19 protein-coding genes are annotated in these 17,158 nt (G+C 48.9%); all 19 read right to left on the bottom strand.

The window, feature by feature from the left end:
- Complete coding sequence (locus QS795_RS11215; protein ID WP_286268803.1) at positions 1-1,251, bottom strand: phage baseplate assembly protein; 1,251 nt, start codon at positions 1,249-1,251, stop codon at positions 1-3.
- Positions 1,235-2,659, bottom strand: coding sequence for a DNA circularization protein (locus QS795_RS11210; protein ID WP_286268802.1), 1,425 nt, complete (start codon positions 2,657-2,659; stop codon positions 1,235-1,237). The genes QS795_RS11215 and QS795_RS11210 overlap by 17 nt, the downstream gene beginning before the upstream one ends.
- The gene (locus tag QS795_RS11205; RefSeq protein ID WP_318626496.1) at positions 2,656-4,944 is read right to left on the bottom strand and encodes a phage tail tape measure protein; all 2,289 of its coding nucleotides are present in this window, start codon (positions 4,942-4,944) and stop codon (positions 2,656-2,658) included. Before QS795_RS11205 ends, QS795_RS11210 begins: the two co-directional genes overlap by 4 nt.
- A 178-nt stretch (positions 4,945-5,122) precedes the next feature.
- Positions 5,123-5,479: a hypothetical protein gene (locus QS795_RS11200; protein WP_272688885.1), complete on the bottom strand. Its 357-nt coding sequence runs from the start codon at positions 5,477-5,479 to the stop codon at positions 5,123-5,125.
- On the bottom strand, positions 5,479-5,853 hold the full coding sequence (locus tag QS795_RS11195; protein WP_286268798.1) for a phage tail protein: 375 nt from the start codon (positions 5,851-5,853) through the stop codon (positions 5,479-5,481). Before QS795_RS11195 ends, QS795_RS11200 begins: the two co-directional genes overlap by 1 nt.
- Before the next feature lie 11 nt (positions 5,854-5,864).
- Entirely contained in the window at positions 5,865-7,289 is a 1,425-nt protein-coding gene (locus QS795_RS11190) for a phage tail sheath C-terminal domain-containing protein (protein ID WP_286269157.1), read from the bottom strand.
- A complete protein-coding gene (locus QS795_RS11185) occupies positions 7,283-7,468 on the bottom strand; it encodes a hypothetical protein (RefSeq protein ID WP_272688883.1) in 186 nt (61 codons plus the stop codon). Before QS795_RS11185 ends, QS795_RS11190 begins: the two co-directional genes overlap by 7 nt.
- Positions 7,465-8,118, bottom strand: a complete 654-nt coding sequence (locus tag QS795_RS11180; RefSeq protein ID WP_318626495.1) for a DUF1834 family protein — start codon at positions 8,116-8,118, stop codon at positions 7,465-7,467. Before QS795_RS11180 ends, QS795_RS11185 begins: the two co-directional genes overlap by 4 nt.
- Positions 8,115-8,543 (bottom strand): gp436 family protein, encoded by a 429-nt coding sequence (locus QS795_RS11175; protein ID WP_318626494.1) that lies wholly within the window; start codon positions 8,541-8,543, stop codon positions 8,115-8,117. Before QS795_RS11175 ends, QS795_RS11180 begins: the two co-directional genes overlap by 4 nt.
- Before the next feature lie 11 nt (positions 8,544-8,554).
- The gene (locus tag QS795_RS11170) at positions 8,555-8,896 is read right to left on the bottom strand and encodes an HI1506-related protein (RefSeq protein ID WP_286268794.1); all 342 of its coding nucleotides are present in this window, start codon (positions 8,894-8,896) and stop codon (positions 8,555-8,557) included.
- Entirely contained in the window at positions 8,896-9,804 is a 909-nt protein-coding gene (locus tag QS795_RS11165) for a Mu-like prophage major head subunit gpT family protein (protein ID WP_286268793.1), read from the bottom strand. The genes QS795_RS11170 and QS795_RS11165 overlap by 1 nt, the downstream gene beginning before the upstream one ends.
- 13 nt (positions 9,805-9,817) lie before the next feature.
- Positions 9,818-10,210: a hypothetical protein gene (locus QS795_RS11160; protein ID WP_286268791.1), complete on the bottom strand. Its 393-nt coding sequence runs from the start codon at positions 10,208-10,210 to the stop codon at positions 9,818-9,820.
- 3 nt (positions 10,211-10,213) lie between these two features.
- Positions 10,214-11,314: a phage protease gene (locus tag QS795_RS11155; protein WP_286268787.1), complete on the bottom strand. Its 1,101-nt coding sequence runs from the start codon at positions 11,312-11,314 to the stop codon at positions 10,214-10,216.
- Between the two features lie 216 nt (positions 11,315-11,530).
- Positions 11,531-12,070 (bottom strand): phage virion morphogenesis protein, encoded by a 540-nt coding sequence (locus QS795_RS11150; RefSeq protein WP_286268786.1) that lies wholly within the window; start codon positions 12,068-12,070, stop codon positions 11,531-11,533.
- Between the two features lie 7 nt (positions 12,071-12,077).
- Positions 12,078-13,235 (bottom strand): phage head morphogenesis protein, encoded by a 1,158-nt coding sequence (locus tag QS795_RS11145; RefSeq protein WP_318626493.1) that lies wholly within the window; start codon positions 13,233-13,235, stop codon positions 12,078-12,080.
- On the bottom strand, positions 13,222-14,805 hold the full coding sequence (locus QS795_RS11140) for a DUF935 domain-containing protein (RefSeq protein ID WP_282971800.1): 1,584 nt from the start codon (positions 14,803-14,805) through the stop codon (positions 13,222-13,224). Before QS795_RS11140 ends, QS795_RS11145 begins: the two co-directional genes overlap by 14 nt.
- A gap of 9 nt (positions 14,806-14,814) precedes the next feature.
- Positions 14,815-16,446, bottom strand: a complete 1,632-nt coding sequence (gene terL, locus QS795_RS11135) for a phage terminase large subunit (protein WP_286268782.1) — start codon at positions 16,444-16,446, stop codon at positions 14,815-14,817.
- Positions 16,446-16,664, bottom strand: coding sequence for a hypothetical protein (locus QS795_RS11130; RefSeq protein WP_286268780.1), 219 nt, complete (start codon positions 16,662-16,664; stop codon positions 16,446-16,448). Before QS795_RS11130 ends, terL begins: the two co-directional genes overlap by 1 nt.
- Positions 16,657-17,157: a DUF1804 family protein gene (locus QS795_RS11125; RefSeq protein WP_318626492.1), complete on the bottom strand. Its 501-nt coding sequence runs from the start codon at positions 17,155-17,157 to the stop codon at positions 16,657-16,659. Before QS795_RS11125 ends, QS795_RS11130 begins: the two co-directional genes overlap by 8 nt.
- Position 17,158 lies beyond the last annotated feature (1 nt).

Here is a 17,158-nt window from a genome sequence, read left to right as displayed (position 1 = left end):
TTAATTGCCTCCACTAACATCCACCGCTCTAATTTGGTCTTTCCCTTTCTTTTTACTGCCTTTTTTCCCTTTTTTCTGTTTCGGAAATGCATCCGGTATCCAAACGGCATCTTCTTTAAAGCGTAACTGTGTGGTCGCACCACCAGGACGCCCCCCAATGAACGTACGCCCCATTAAAAAGAAAATATCATCAATGCCATGTAATTCGCTTTGGATGCGCACACGTTGCCCTGGCGTCCACAGTTTTCCGTCTGGCGTTCGGTGACCATAGACCTCGGCAACAATGTCTAGCCCTGATAGGCGGGCATCTGCCATTGCTTTTTTGGCGCGGTACTGGAGCTGCTCCTGATTATCAACATCACCCGAGGTCAGAATTTGCGGGCGATAGTACGGCACCGTTGGGTCGGTCACTTTGATTTTCATATTATGTTGACCTGATGCGCTGGATATTGCAGCCGGTTCGTCATCATCTTCTATGGCATTAAATGTCACTGCATATGCTTTTGGTGATGAGTTATTAGGGACATCCACATCGACAGGTTTAGTCGGTAATTTTTTATTGCTGGTCGATGTGGCGTGACTTTGCCCGAGGATCATCAACTCAGAAAAACACCCTTGAATACTGCGGCTATCGGAAAGTGAAATTAAATTATTGCCTTGCCCATCGCGTCGCATAATGAGATTAGCCACGGGTGGCTGGTTATAATCGGGGCCACCTATTACCAATGTCCCATCTGGATCAAACCACGGATGCAAACCACGTCCCGCTGCCGCTTTCATCAATGAATCCCACGCACGCTCACCAGGCTCAATATGCACGCGGTCATTACGAGTCACACCCTCAGCCTGTATACGGATTTTTTTAATCCCAAGTGGGCGCACAATGCTGGCAATCACTTCATCCAAACGGAGTTGACGGGCGCTGAATATCGGGGCGGCGCAATCGACTAAAATCGCAGAATCATCACGCCCCGAAAGGCTCAATGTGACACCACGGCGGGACACGTCACGCGCAACCGTATCGATTCGCCCAGACAAAATCACATCATCATTCATTTTGACTTTTACGGCAGCCCCACGAACGGCATCAACTGGAAAGATACCCTCGGGCAAGCCTAACGAAAGTTGCCAGGCATCAGCCGCTTTTAAAAAGTCACTGTCAATGCGATAGGTTTGCCAATCACTGTGAGCCTGACCACCAATTAACAAAGTGATTTTATCTTGAGAGGGAGCGTTATCTTGCGTAGGCATTGATGATATCTCCTGCTTGCAAGTGATTCGGGTTACGCGTGCGCGGATTTAAGCGCTGTAATTCACTGGCTCGGCGATAATCGCCATACCAGGCATGGGCTAATAAATGAAAGTTAGTCTCAGTAGTCAGTGTTCGGCGAGTTAATGGCGGACGTTTCTCAATGACCCGCAAACCGAGCGTTTGCACACCTAATGCTACCGATTTTAAGGACGTCACCACGCCATGCCACAGTAAGCCTATCGGCTCTGCATCTGAGCTGATGGATTGAGTGCGCGGCTCATAGTCCTGGCGAAGGGTATTAATCGCCTGTAACGTGAGTTCTCTCACCGTATTGACCATCAACTCAATATCATCTAACGACATTTGTTCAGGCTGAACAGGGTCAGATAACACTTGTACTGTGATAGCTGCGATTTCAGATACCGCAAGCACCTGATACAACGCAATTAAATCTTGGACGTCGGATAATTGTGCATTACCTGGCATCGGCACCGTGGCGATAAGTTCATCTTGCACGAGCAATGCAGGCAGATTGACCAACTCATTAACCACCGCAACACTATCACCCCACGCAGAGAGTAAAGTCGTTGCATTGACGCCTTTTTCGACATTGATTGATGTCGAGGCACTCGGTAAATAGCCGTTTTGTGGCGTCGTCGAGGTCATGACGGGCGAGGTGTAGCCTTTGTAACCATTGCTCTGATTAGTATTAATCACACCCGGGAATTTTAAATTTAATAAATCACCCACAGCACTGGTGCGGACATCTAAAACCGACTGCAAATCATTAATAAAAGCACGCGGATAACTGAGGTAATTCACGCCATCACTGAATGCACCATTAAAATCACCACGCATGATAATTAAGGTGTTCATCATGCCTGAAAGTGCCGCTTTACCTTTGGCAAGATAACGTAACCCCTTATTCACTGGTGCCATGACTTGCTCAAATAAATCACTCATGCGCTCTGAGAGCTGATTTATCTTGTCAAAGATATCATCACCGAGCTGCTCTGGGTGCGCTTCTGCCAGTTGTGTGCCTGTTGTACCTTCGAGAAACACCAATTCTAACGTGCAACTATCAATGTTATCGGCTTCATGACCGATACTGTATTCAATGCACTGTGCGTTGGGGATGGAGCCAAAAACAGGGTGAATTAATTCACCTTTACCAGGCTCATCGAGCACCGCAATCAGGTTATCCATATCCCGCTTGTAGTTGTCACCCCATAGCACGGCGCTGATGCGAAAATTACGCGGCTTACGCCCCAAATCCATCACATCGCCACCGTCCACAAACGGGTATTCATGAGTGGCAACGTCACGCGATATGCTGTCTTTGGCGTTATACACATCGAAACGCGCTCCACGAAATGAGGCATTTTGTAAGTCAGATTGCCAACTCATGGGAACATTCCTCCAGTAGAACGACCGGCATCTTGTCCATTAACTCGATTGACCGACTCAGCCACTTGCTGACCGTCGAGTTCGACAACGCTACGAACCTCAATGACAGGTTGCGGTGGCGGGTTTTTAAGGGCTTGAGTCAAATCAAGTAAAGGTTGAAGAACACCAGATTTTTCAAGAGTATCAAAGGTGATTACATCTTTATCAATGGCTCGCTCATTGTTAAGAAAAGGCGATGTAGACTCACCCTTTAAATAAGGGCTAACACTGATGGGATTATCTTCTAGTCGCTGGTCGCGTTTTTGCAACCAGGCATCGAGACCTGCAGGTAAATAATCATATTTTGAACCTTCCAATCCTTCATCTTTAAACTTTTGTAATCGGTCATCACTTAATTTTTTTAGGTTCTCTTTAGCAATATCACTATTTTCAATGTCGATAATTGTCGATGCATACGCACCGAACTTAGCTAATAAGCCTTTATCCTGATCATTAAATCCACTCTCGTGCCAATTCGTGACGTGAACAGGAAGCCCACCTGTTCCAGCACCACCGATAGGGTTGAACATGCCCGGCTTAGGTGCGCCTTTACCACCTAGAATGCTGCTTAATCCAGACCCACCACCAAATAGAAACTTCAATGCAGCAAAGGCAACAGCCGCTTGTGTCATCGCCTCAATCGCGGTTTTTGCCCCCATAGCGGCAGTGGTTAGCATCGGAAACTCTTTGCTAAAATCAGTGAATTTGTCCGCTAATGTACCAAGTGCATCTGATACTGGTTTTGCTGAGTCCATTTCTGCAAACTGTTTAGCGTTACCAGCTTGATCGGCTTTAAACTGATTACCCGCAGAGATTACAGCAAATTGAATATCACCTTCACCTTGACCATCGGCTTTATTTTTTTGTTCTAATACTTTTTTCTTTACTTCATTTCTATATTCAGCTTGACCTTTCAAGCCAATGACAGCCATTAGTGTGCCTTGGTCTCCAATTAATTGACCAATAGCGGAACCTTCCGCTATTTTAGCCATTGCAGCTAACGTCCTTTGGTGTTCAGGGTCATTTTTATCTGTTTTATTTAACTTATCTTGCAATGCTTTATATTTGGGGTTATTAGCGGCTATCTTGTCAGTAAGACCAATAAAAGCATCAATCGGATCAATCCCTTTTTCTCTAGCATTAATAAGTGTCCCAGACAGGTCAATACCATAACCATCTACTTTAATTCTCTCAGCTGCAGTGCCTAACTCGCGGCTATTTAATTTAAGAAGAAAGTTCATTAAGTTATTACCGGCTTGGTCATTTGTACCTGCAGTGGAGACTACCGCTTGGTTAGCAGCAACAATTGATGCAAAGTCATCCAGTCCATTCATACCCACACTATTTGCTGCTGATAATTGTTGTGCTAACCATTTAGCCATATCAGGTAATTCAAAAGCACCTTCTTGCCCACCTTTTAGCGCCATATCTAAAGCGGTTTTAATATCCTTTGGATCGCTAATCCCAAAGTTCTTTTTTAATGCCGCAGAAACGGCTGCTAAATCTAAACTTTGAACACCTGACGCAGTGCTATATCTTTGAATTAATGGAAGAAGCCCATTAATTTCCTTATCAGTGAAAATCCCTTCTGAGAGTAATTTACTTAATACCTCAGCAGCCTCATCAATTGAACCTCCACCTTCAGCGACAGATTTTCGGATAAGCGTATCAAGGTTTTTCATTCCTTCTTGTCTACCTGCTGCATCACGATCACTGAAAGCGGTATTACTCATATATGCTAATCGTTGCTCATAGCTCATCTGCTTTTTAACTGGCTCTGCATAAGCCATACCGCCTGCGACCATCGCACCGCCAATCTGCGCTAAGCTTCCGCCAATATCCGATAAGCGGGCTAACTTACTCATGCCTTGCATCTCGGTTTTGAGTTGGCTCACACGTTGGCGCATACGCTCATAAGCGCGGGATTGTTCATCAACTGACAATGTTCCGCTACGGGCTAACCGGTTATACGCTGCCATGGTTTGCTGAATTTCACGCTGAATGGCACGCTCAGCACGAATACCAAGGGTTTCCCTGGCACGGTTTTGGCGTTTGATTTCTTCGCCTAATGCACGATTCTGGCGAATACCTTCTTCTGACGTGGTACGTTGGCGCTTACCGAGTTTCTCTTGGGCTTTTTCGGCGTTCTGACTCTCTTTAGTGCTATCCCGCATCGCTTTGGTGATCGCCTTTGAGGCATCATCACGCGCGGAAATGACCATCGATAGTTTAAATTCTTTCGCCATGATTAACCTCGTTTAGATTTCTGCTTGCGTTGACGGCGGGATTTGACGCGTGTTGTTTGTGATTTCGACGATGTTGACTTACCGCCATGCAGGCGGTTTAACGCATCGAGATAGCCGTCCAAGGCTGGACGGCTCATTGATAGGCACTGCTGCTCAGTAAATCCGTACTTACCAAGGGCTAAGACGACGGTTCGGAAGCTGTCGCGTCTTTGTTCGCTTCGCGCCGCTTTTTTTTTGCGTCATCAATAGCGCTGTCAATCACGTCATAATCCAAGCTGGTGAGGTTATCCAGCAAGAAGTCCGTCGTGATATCCTCTTGCGGAATGTCACCTAGCTGCGTGAGAGAGCGCTTAGTCAACGCCATGCGATAGTAGAGGTCAGCGCCTTTGCTTTCAGTTGAACCGCAAGCCTCTTCGGTCTCATCGAGAGCGTCATACACATCACGCATCACCGGCACTTTGACCGCAAACTCAAGGTGACGCTTACCGCCATGGTCGATGCCATCGAGTAGCATCAGGGGTTTTACATCAGCCATTACTCAACCACCTTACGCAGCGCATTCATTTTAAGGTCACGTTGGGCTTCGCCATCCACTTGGTATTTCTCACCAACTTCGGTGACAAAGCAGTCAAGGTACGAAATGCGCTTACCACCCGTTCCACTAATTGGGTATTGCGTCAGTTTCGCGCCTTCAATTGCCGCCCAATCCATATCACCATTTAAAGGGATCACCACTGAAATCGATAACTCAATGGTTTCAATGCCACGCATAAACCCTTTGGCACGCCCGGTTTTGTTCATGGTTTTAACCAGCTTGCGCCCCGTGACTTGTTGAACATCCATGCTCGTGACTTCCACTTCACGACCATCGATTTCGAGGACAATCGCACCTGCATATTCTTCTAGCATTCGTGTTCTCCTTAGACGAGCAAGTCAATACGACCCGCAAACACATGCAAGCCATTAACAACATCGGCAGGGATAGCCGCGTTTAGTCGGTTCGGGTCTTTACCGTCGCGCTCAACCAACAGCATCCCTTTGTTTTCTTCCACGTTTTCGAGGATTTCTTCCTCTTCCAGCTTAATCAGCACATCCAGCAATTCTGAACGCACTTTCGCACGAGTACGCTCATTGAGCTTTTCACGCGGAAAACGCTGGGAGAGACGCTCACGGCACGCTTTACGGGTATAATCCAAGGTGCGAATGGTGGTTAAGTCCAACAGCGCTGTATCTTCCACACCTTCCACATTGCGGGTGTAGGTGGTGACAGCTCGCACAATTTGCACGCGGTTGCCTGCGCCCACCTCAAGCGGCGTTAAGCCATTGTGTAAGGCGTTTTCTTGCTCATTGCGTCCCGCACGCTTAGTCACTGGCGCAATATCTAAGCCTTTAAGCTCAAGGGTGTTCAGAGGACGCGCAGGGTCTTCTTCAAACGCAATGACTGCACCGTATGCAGCGGAAATTTGACACGGTAATTTCACCGAGCCGGGATACCATGCGATAGATGTCCGACCATCATTAATATCACTGGCTAAGGTGGTGCCCGTGCTCAATGTGCCAGTCCATCCTGCAGCACCAATTGCGCCACGTTGCTCTAATGCACCACTGACTTTTTCAAGGTGGGTGCGCAGTTTTAAGAGCGAATCTTTATCGCTAAACGGCTGCGCAATGATGTTATGACCCGCAGCAAAAACCGCATCCAAAGCGGGCTGAATATCCGCATTGTTTTCACCGCCTTGCATAGCGGTCACTGTTGCAGTGACCCCTTTAGCCGTGGATTGAACCTCAAGGGCAATATCATTACCCCAAGCCCCGGACTGTTTAGCGGTGAGTGTCAGAACGGTACTTTCTTCACCTTCTAAGCTCGCAACAACAGGTAAATCACCGCGAGCATTAACCGCCTCTAAAACGGCTTGATTCAGCGCTGCAGCAGTATCGGCAGTTTCAACAGGAATATCTAAACGCTCACCACATACTGACAATGAGAGCGTACCGCTACGAGTGGCTGGCGCGGTAATGGTCACGGTTGCCGTGGCTTTTTTACCGGCAACGGCCTCCTCAATCCCAATCACTTGAAGCTGCAAATAATTATTCGCACTGATAGCGGATTTCGCCATGAGATGCGCCAGTGAACCCTCACCAAACGCAGTCCCAGCCACACTGTCATCATAGATATCAATGGGGGTTAATGGGGCAACTTGCGCCGATGAGAGCATGGGCGCAATGATTAATAAGGTTTGCGGGTTACCGGGCAACGTTCGGGTTGCCATCCGCGTATTGAACTCAAGATATTTCCCTGGCTTGCGGATGCTGCCTGGAATGGTATCAAAGGTTACTGTCATGATTTTTGTCCTTTGTTTTTGGCTTTTTTGTTCACCGAGACTAAATCACCATTAGTCAACAGGCGGCGATAATACGCGGTATCAGGAACAGAGATTGCCTCCGCGTCAGTAATATAGCGGCGGTGTTGGTGTTCAAATGACACCCGCAAGCCTTGCGAGGCTTTAACGAAAAGCGTCTTCATAGTGTGGGTTTCCTTGTCGGCACTAAATCAGCAGGCTCTTCAACGCTGCCTACGCCTGGTGGGTCATAGTGCAACCCCACACGCAGTAAATCAGGGTCAGGTTGCTGAACTTTCCCGCGATAACGATTAAAGAGGTTGTCCGCATCTTCGGGGTTCTGAGTAAACTCCGGCCACTCACCATTTTTCAGCACATCCTCATGCCAGCGTGTTTCAAACTCACACGCAAAAATTGACAACGCTTGCTCGTTAATTTGCGTGTTGTAAAGGGTTCTCACGACGCCAGGTGTCAATGGGTCGATGGTCAACCCTAAATCCTGCCCCGTTAACAAACGACGAACACCGTGTATATGTCGATAGGTGCCCACCTCATTGAGGTTAGCGCCACCCATACGGCTTGCGGCATCACTGCGCGTGTTATAATCACCCACCATCACCACAAACTTACCCGTGACAATCACTTTTTGGCGGCTGATACTGGTGTATTTACTGTTCGTGATACCACCGAACGTGACCCAGGCAGCCGGAAACGCACGGACGATATTGCCCATATCCACATCGAGTTCACCGCTGTAGCTGGCAATTTCACGTAACATATGCCCCATACCGAGCGTAAGGCGTTGGATGATCCCACTTTCAATTTGGGTGATCAAAATGCACCTCCACCGGTTGAATCACGACCGAACTGACGTTTGCTACTCCCAAATTTCATTTGCGAGGATGACTGGATCACTTGTCCATTATCCGAGCGACCCAGGCTAATTTTGCCTTCCGCTACTTTAACTAAAAAGCGAATGGCATCGTCATAACGCGCTTGAATTTCATTACTGAGCCTGCGATATGCTGTAGCGAGATGATAGCGGGCGATATCACAGCATCGCCCCGTTAATATCCGTGCGCCGTCGGCGAACGGGAGCGAGTAACGCCCCACAAGGTAACCGTCGATTTCAGCGCTAGCACGTTGCAAGGCATTTTCCATCACCTCAGCATTAACGCTTCCCGTCATGTTTTCATCGGTCAGGCTCACGCACTCGCGTTTCCCAAAGGTTTTCACCATGTCATCTTGTGTGGCGTACATGACGTTCTCCGTTACTTGCCTTTCGGTGCTGTTTTATCATCCGATTCTTTATCATCGGATGGCACTGTGCCTGTGGCTTTTAACGATACAAGCTCAGCACGCAAGGATTCATTCTCACCCGTCAAGCGTTTTACTTCAGCTTTCAGCGCCGCAATCTGCTTGTCTGCGCCTGCATCGGGTTGCTGTTTCGCCGCATCTTTAGTCCCCACAGACACCACAAGCATCGGCTCCGCTTGTAGCGTCGCAAGCTGCTCTTTTGTGAAGTGGTCATCAGGGTACTCCGTGGCGGTATCGCTGTGAGCAATCCCACAGCGACGAAACCCATTAATCTTAGCGGTAATGATAATCGGCATTATGCGTCACTCCCTGTTGAGCCATAGGCTAACTGCCAGAAACCATAGCCACCTGCGGCACGTGCTTCGGCACCGAACTTGAACTTCTTACGCATAAAGACGCCATCACTGTTCATGTCGGTTTGCTCAACCAACACAGGCGCTTTACGCTCTTGGTAAATGATTGGCAGTACGGCTTGAGTGGTATCCAGCAAGAACCACGCGGTATCGGAGGTGATACGCGCCGAGACCACCACTTCCGCCGTGCCTTTGTAGATGTTCACTTTGCCATCTTCTAAGCGGTCAGCCGTCATGAGGGCATTCGCGACATCTTCCAGTGCAGGTGGGACTAACAGAATGTTGGGATTCACATCTAACGGACGACCTTCATCGTCTTTCATGTTGCGCAGGGCGGTACGCGCTGCACCGTAAGACGCCATGGCTGCATCCAGTGTTGTAATGGACAGCTTTTTGCTGCCTTTATTGGAAACCGAGTTTTTACCCACTGGGTGGTCAGTATCAAAGAAGTATTGACCGTCATAGCATGGACGCTCAAAGCCAAGGTTCAACACTTCAAAGACAATTTCATCAGGCAGCATACCCGCAGAACGACCCGCACCTTTCGCCTGAATAGCGTATTGTCCTGTGCTGTCATCTTCGATGTCGTTGCGGTCAACCTCAATCGTGGCTTCCCAATCATCGTTTTCGATAGTGTATTTATGGGCAGATAGCGACTTAACCGCTTTTTCACCCACCCAGCGTTTCATTGCAGGGAAGTTCGATAACCAGTTGTACTGCTCTGATTTTCCAGTTGACGGCACCTTCATGGCAATTTTTTGCCACGTGTTTGGGGCTTCTTTTAACGCGTTATTAAACGTCATATTAATACTGACAAATAACGCACTCAGGTTTGCTTTATTTACAATCATGGTATTTTCCTAATTAACCCATCATGACCCAGACACCATCATCGGTGACTTCTAACACGCGACCCGCTGGCGTGGTGCTGGCTTCATCGGCTTCACACACGGTCACTGAGTCTTTCACGTCGCATAATTTGCCCACATGAGCTTGCTTGACAGGCTTGGCGGTATCATTACCAAAACAAAAGGCTTTTTGGCGGCGTACCATCACGCTGATATCGCCTTGTTCGCCGTCGCGGTTATCCGCAAAATCATCCGAGACGCCTAACACGGTTAAACCGGGTGCGCCTGGGACAGCAAACCCCGCCGCATTAGCGCACACAATATGCCCGCCGTAGATACGTGCAGCGGCGGCGCAACGTACCGCAAAGAATTCACCGTCGCGGTGAGGGGTATTTCGGTCTTGGGTCATGGTTTATTCTCCCAACTGTTTTTTAAATTCTTCGGGGTCTAGCCCGAACTGGCTGCAAATCGCTAACTGCTCAGCCGTCAGCTCGGTCGCACCTGCTGCACTGTGCTCCGCACCCGCTGGGGCTTTACCGCCCGTTTGCAACGTTGACAGCGCTGCAATGGGGGTAGATTTGGCAATAAAAACTTTCAGTGCGTCGGGGTCTTTACGCCCTAAATCTTCCGCCCAATCCTTCATGCCCGCATTTAAACGCCCATCGCTGAGTGCGGCTTGGATAAGCCCGTTCATTTCCTGCTGCTGCCCCGCATTAACGGCTTGATTGAGCTTTTCTTGTAGCTCAAGATAGCCTGCGAGTGGCACATGTTTAGCAGGGTCATAAGCTTTGCTGGACAGGTCAGCAATTAACGTCTCTTTACCTTTGAGTAAATCGACCAAGCTTTGATTGGCAGCCACGGTTGTGCCTTGACCATTGGAAATTAGGTCAATGGCTTTTTGCAGTTCGGTTTTGATATCGTCAGCCGTTGCCGTAGCAGGCAAGTTCAGCATCCAACGCAGGTTACTGAGTAGCTCTTTGATGAGTTCTTCATCCACAGTGAGATCCTCTTCGGTGGGTTGAGAAAGTGCAGCAAACTGAGAAGCAGCGGCAAGCATCACTTCATCCATACCATCTACTGCGGGGGTGTTGGTCAGGGCAGCATGGAGCAGCACTGTCACATGACCGTTTTTGTCGTAATTAAAGACAGGGGAAATAAAGCGGTACTCTTTGGCTTTAATGGCAGCCGCCGCCGCATCCGTCCATTCCACATTGACGGCATACAGTCCATCGCCTTCGCGCCATTCCAACGCCGTAAACCAACCTGCTGCAGGCGCTGGCTGTCCGTTGGTCGCTGCACGCAATGTCTGGTGCTCATAATCAATCACATACGGCGTCTGACGTGCCGCAACTTGTGCAATTAAAACGTCGGCGAGTTCACGGGTCATGAGCCAGTGGTCACATTCAAACGGGCGACCATCGACAGCACGGAACTCACCAGCGGGGAAAAGCTGGATTTCGTTAAGGTTTTGGCTGAGGATTTCAGCGACACAAGCGGCAATGTATTTTTTCATGCTGGCAGCATAGCAACTGCCAATAAGAGGGAGTGTGTGAAGAGGTTCAGCACTCGAGAGGAAATTAAAAAAGGTGGGGTTAAGAGACTATCGATTCATTAGCGCTACGATAACGCATTTAAACCCCATTTAAAAACGATTTAAACACCTCACCACGAACAATGACACTCTAAATAGTGATAATCGCTCACAGCGTCTTACAGGCACTATTTGGACTTACTCAATTAATTGGGTGAGATAGTCTTCTACTGTGCGTGTAATGCGCGTCTCATCGGCATCATCCAATTGCAAGAACGGACGCGCAGGGATTTTAATTTTATACGCTGGCAACGTATGGTACTGACTAAAGTTACTGCGGGACTTTTTCACAAAGCGATTGCCGACGGTGCCATCTTTACGCTGACGATAATACGCCTGCTGACTCCGGGCTGGCATATTAATCTCACCCCCTTCCTGATGGATGCGGGCATACTTCACATTGGTTCCCACAACGGCACTATCATTATCACTGTATTGACCGATACTGCTGGCTAGTCGTCCACTGTCTTGCAGAATGCGACCACCGGCACGGCGGCGAGCATAAGCCGGACTCCAACCCAACCACGCGGGACGACCTTCTTGGGCAAAGTTTTCCTCAACAGCATCCGCCATGACGCCTGCTATTTTACGCATCAAGGGGGCACGACTTTCGATACCATCAACCAACTTTTGCAGTGCGGCTTCATATTCTCGCGTATCAATTTTTATCGTGATCATATTGACCTCAAAAGTCGGTTTGCGTAGTGACGCGCTGCAATTGATTACCGTTGACTTCAACCACCCACCAACGCTTATCATGTTGCGTTGCATAGTATTGAGTACCATCATCGCCTAATCGTGTTCTTTGGGGGGATTCGATAATCTCTTGCACAAACAAATAATCTAATTGTTCAATATCGTGCTGAGCAAGATCCTTCATCGTTGGCGCATCCACATAAACAGCCTCCGTTGTCTTTCCTGTTCCACTTGGGCGTGCGGCGATGGGATAACGTTGCGCGGGGTTCGGTGTTGGGGCTTGCACTGCCTCTTGATACCCCAATCGGAAATCTGCACCTGTGAGTGAGCCTGTGATGTATTGGCTTGCTGCCGTCGGGTGATATTTATCCAATTCAGGCTGATAGCTTACCTGTCCAGGATTAAACCCAAAACCGGGGTCAGGCGTGTACACTTGACCGTCTTTCGGGTTTTTAAAACCGGTGACAGTTCGGGTTTCACCTGGCACACCATACTCCTGCTCAACCTCGACCAAACGCCCCTCAGACGATTGCACCATCAACCCTAAGCGCTCAACATCCTCAGCACTGCGCGTGCGCACACGGCAACGACAACGATAACCATCGGGCGGGTAAATGGTTTGCCAAATCGGATCATCATAACGGGCAATAAACCCATTAAGTGCCGCATGAGAAGGACGAATGCGGTTATCCATAATCCCCACACGCTCCCAATAGGGACGCTCATCCACCGTTACCATTTGCTGCTTATAACGTCCTGCCATGTATGACGATTGCAGGTTGGTTTGAAATATAGTGTCTAATCGACGTGGCGTTAAGCGTTTACCGTGCAGCTCCCCCGTGTCCATATCCGCAACCAAACTTTTACCGAGCCAACCCTTCTGCTCAAGAATGGGGATTAAGCGCCGTTCAAAGTCGGCATAGGTCTCACCCTTTTCAAGGGCTTCGTTTAACGCTTGGCGAATATCGTGCAAGATATCCAATTTGAGCACACCCGCCACGGTAAACGCTTTGGCATGGGCTTGGGCTTCAATGTCATACCAGTGAAAACCGATGGCATAGCCTTTACTTTCAAAGTAAGCAATCGCCTCCGCAGGTGGGAGGCTCATGGCATAGCGTAAATCGACGGCTTGTTTAACTGTCGGCATGGAGTCGCCCCCACACATCAGCCACAAAAATCGCCTGGCTTAACAATGCTTGTAGCGTGGCATCATCCAGAAGTGGATAGCTTTGCGCGACAATATTCATTGCCTCATCCACGCTTTGCCCTTGCTTGAGCGCGGCGACCATTGGCGTTAAAAGTTGGCTCATCGCCGCACTGATACTGTCCGATTGGGGTGGTGCGTTATCGAGTGTGATTTGTGCAGGGTCAATCCCATCGGCTTCGACCACTTGACTGAGTACCCCCAAACCGTGGCGAGAATGCCCGTAACTTAATGGGGTTGGCAATAGTGGCACCGTTTGACGTGGACGTAATACTGGCTCATCCTTTTGTGCCTGTGGAATAGCCGCTTTCTTATGCACCCAGGATAAGGGGATCGTGTCTACGCCTGCACCATTAACCAGCTTATCAATCGCATCCGCAAATTGCGGTAAATCGACTGACTCACGGGTATCAAATACAAAGCGAGGTAAACGGCGCGGGTTCACATCTTGATAGCCATTGAGTGCCAACAGCATTTGAATTAGCTGGCGAAACATACCCTCAAGCTGACGGGCATCGGCAGTTTTTAAATCATGACGCACTTCGTTATGCACGTTACCGAGTGCATTGGTGGAGCTTTTTCCATCCGCTTGCGAAGTCAATGTGCCCCCCAAAATTACCTTGGATTGCGTGCGTTCCGCCCAGGCAATCATTTCCATGAACGGGTCAGAGCCACCCCCTGCGGCACTCTCAAAGTTAATATCCGTGCCTTGCTGTACCGTTGCCACGGCATCATGCCCCAGATTAACCAAGGCATCTAACAGCTTGTCTTTGTCCTCATCGGAGGTGCCTGCGGGGTATTTAGCGATACGGGCAGGTAACCCGTAAATTTCTAAGAACTCAGCAAAATCGCGCAACGAAAAGTTTTTAAAGAGATACGGCCACACGAGCACACGGAAAAGCCCACTGGTCGCAATAAACCCGCTGCGTGCATTATGGCGATGCACCAGCCACCCAAACGACCATAATTCAGAGCCGTTCATTTCATCCGTGTTAAGTCGGATTGCATCACGTTGCTCAGGGAGCGTGCGGAACCAATAGTGCGGACGTAAATGCAGGGCTTTTGGCAACCATGTGCCATCTAATCGCTCCCACTCTAACTCTTGGCAACTGAATCCATGACCAACCGCCTCCATACCATTAAGAATAATATCTTCAATTTCAGGCATCGCATCAAACCAGGCTTGCACGTTTGCGGTCATGTCCAGTTCGGCTTTGCTCGCGTTCTTAGGTGGTTCAATCGACCAGTCCAGCGTCAATAACGCATTCTTGCGCTTTTCCATTTCCGCAAAGATATGACCATCACGCTCGACCATGTCACTGAATAGGCAGGACTGCGCGCTTAAATCACCGCGTTCTGCCGCCTGTAAGATGCGTGGAAGCTTACGGATAGTCAGACCACGCGAAGGATGATCGGGATAAATGCGGCTCATGCGTCCCACGCTAACGGTTTGCGGGGACTTTAAAACTTCACGTTGTATTGGGTTACCGTTGATATCAACAATTTTCGACATAATCTATTCCTACCAAGCCCCCGAACCAAAGCGCCGACCCTCAGGTCTGCGGGGGCGTGTGTGAATTTCAGTGTTACCAGAACGAGAGACCGCCAATGACCAAAGCATGTGCAACGCATCAGGACCATCATCATGATCGGCTTTAGGAAAGTGGCGTAATTGGTCAATTAGGGTGTGTTGCGTTGGATGTAACCGTATCAGCCCATTGACCATGTGGGGCTGCAAGGACTCAATGCGTAAGGCTTTATCACTATTGGGAATAACAGGGATAGCGGGAACGGGTACGCCTAACATCGCCGAACGCTTCACCAGCTCGGTGCGCAAGAACTCTTGAAATGCAATAGACTCAAACGCCCACACCAAACAGCCATACTCACGTTGATAGTCAATGACGTCCGAAATAATCCGGTCGGGCAAACGGCGCTTAATATCCGCCTCAACCACGTCTAAGATACCCGTCATGCGGTTAAAGCCGCCAACGAGCAGCGCCGATGGGTCACGGGTTTTATTTTGTTTACCGAGGCTTGGGTCACAGGAACCGTAAAAGACCCAATCAGAGAGATGGTTAGACCAAAATGTAATGCAACTGGCAAAGATGGCATCTTCACCGCTGACCGGGTCATTCTGGTATTCAGAGTCAAAGGTATCATGACCATCACGAGCGCGAATTTTCATGAGCGCCAACAGTGGACGTGCCGCCCATGACACAATCGAACCTTCCAACATGGCAGGCTCATTTTCGTGGTAGAAGCGCTCAGCTTCCTCAATGTGTTTATTGTGGATCAAGGTTTCCCATTCATCCCACAACTTCATATTGGCAGGCATTTGGAGAATGGCTTTAAACCGCGCTGTTCGCCACATCGCATTATTGAGGGTACGAGAGAGCACAGAGTCATAATGCAAGATAGTCCCGATGTAAACGATGTCGGTTTTACCCCCGGCTTCACCGAGCGGCATGACGGTCTTTTTTAACCAATTATGCAGCTTGTCGCGCTGCTCTGGGTTACGCACCATCTCATCGTTTTCAATATCATCAAGCACCACTAAGTCAGGACGATATGGACCATGTCGCAAACCACGCAGTTTTTTACCGCTACCGGCAACCGTGACTTTAATGTTATTGCGGGTGACGATAGTCCCCATCTGCCAAGTACGCCCTTGACCACAAATATCGGGATAATCATTTTTCAGTCGCGGGTTATATTCCAGTTCGGCTTTGATAGCTTCGAGCATCGGGTAGGCTTGGTCGATACTGTCCATAATGATGACCGGATACTTTTTCAGCTCACGGATAATGCACCACAGCGTAAAGAGTTGACTCACTAGCGTGGATTTAGCCTCACCACGCGGGGCGGCGATGGCGTCACTTTCAGCATCCGAGCTGGCAACAATCGCAGGCAACCGGCTAAAGAGATAATCATGTAACTGACTGCGAGAGTGATGGCGTACATAGTGCGGGAAATAGGTTTCTACAAAGAAGCTGTAGCCGTTCTGTGCATCCGCGGCTTGCGCACGTCGTGCCTCAGCCGCCTTGGGGTCAGCATCAAAGCCCAAACACTCTGCCTCAATGGTTTGGCGCAGTTCGGTGATGTAGTCCTGGAGTGAGGCTTTAAACTCTTTTAAGGAAACCTTTTTTGCCATTATTCCTGTTCCCAGCTCAATAAAGTATCAAGAACAGCAATAGCACCACCCATTAAACCTAAATAATTAGGGTAGCGCTCCTGTAACTGAATGATAAACACTTGCGTCTCTTTTTCTGCTTCTGCGAGTTGTGCCTTTTCCTCTTCAGTTGCTTCAGTCGAAACAAATCCACGTATTTGATATTGATAGTTTTTTAACTGCTGCTTAACTTCATCCATAGGCACGCTCCAATTCATCGGCAAAGGCTTCTAAAATCTCCACAAACACCACGTTGTGTTGTGGGTACTTGTCACTGATAAACTGCCCGAACCGTTGGATCACATCGATAGCAGTTGCCAACTTATCGGTTTCAGGCAATATCTTTTTACTGGCGGATGTGGCTTTATTAAACGCATCAGCAAGGCTCGCTAGCAGCTCAACACGCTTATCTGCCGGAATATCAGGGTTAGTATTGATTTGCTCAGTCACCGCTTGACACTGCACAACGAGGCTCATCAATACCGCACGACCTGCATCTTCAACGCCGCCACCGGCTAACATGTGCGCAGCGCGCATTTTGTCCCAGTCATCATTTTTATCTTGGGCTTCTTTCTTCCAGCGTCGGGCGGTGACAAACGCCACGCCTATCTGACTGGCAGCCACCTCAAGGGATAACTGACTAAAGATATAGGCTCGGCGTAACTTATCGCGGGTCTCCTGCGGATACGCCATA

It is taken from the genome of Providencia zhijiangensis, assembly GCF_030315915.2.
GTDB lineage: Bacteria > Pseudomonadota > Gammaproteobacteria > Enterobacterales > Enterobacteriaceae > Providencia > Providencia zhijiangensis.
Note: the sequence above shows the minus strand (reverse complement) of the source record. Positions and strands in the feature narration are given on the sequence as shown.